This window comes from Afifella sp. IM 167 (assembly GCF_020144925.1).
GTDB lineage: Bacteria > Pseudomonadota > Alphaproteobacteria > Rhizobiales > Afifellaceae > Afifella.
The window spans coordinates 1-511 of the sequence record NZ_NSLC01000054.1 but is presented as its reverse complement, the minus strand read 5'-3'; the positions used below and the strand labels follow the sequence as shown (position 1 = coordinate 511).

1 protein-coding gene is annotated in these 511 nt (G+C 68.3%); it reads right to left on the bottom strand.

Annotated elements, in window-relative coordinates; translation table 11 throughout:
* Positions 1 to 511: ATP-binding cassette domain-containing protein (locus CLD20_RS20110; protein WP_224408452.1), on the bottom strand; the 511-nt coding region annotated here is incomplete at both ends.

Sequence of the window (511 nt, the reverse complement as noted above, 5' to 3'; positions counted from 1 at the left end):
CCTGATCCAGACCTCCTCCTCGGCGAGACGCTTGTCGAAGCGCTCGCGTTCCTTGGCCTCGGCGTGCAGCCGTTCCTCGCGGCGGCGCAGATAGTTCTCGTAGTCGCACGGCCAGTCACTGAGCCGGCCGCGGTCCAGCTCCAGGATGCGAGTCGCGAGACGGCGCAGGAAGCGACGGTCATGGGTAATGAACAAGAGCGATCCGGAGAAGCCGAGCAGCAGTTCCTCGAGCCACTCGATGGTCTCGATGTCGAGATGGTTGGTGGGCTCGTCGAGCAGCAGCAGGTCCGGCTCGGTGACCAAGGCCCTCGCGAGCATCACGCGCCGGCGCAGACCGCCGGAGAGGGTCGCATAGACGGCCTCCCCATCCAGCCCGAGCCGCGAGACCACCCGCTCGGCGCGCTGCTCGATCTCCCAGCCGCCCTCGGCCTCGAGGAGCTGCTGGATCGCCGCCAGTCGGGCGAGATCCCGCTCGGGATCGGGATCGAGCCCAGTTGCAGGCCCGTTTGGG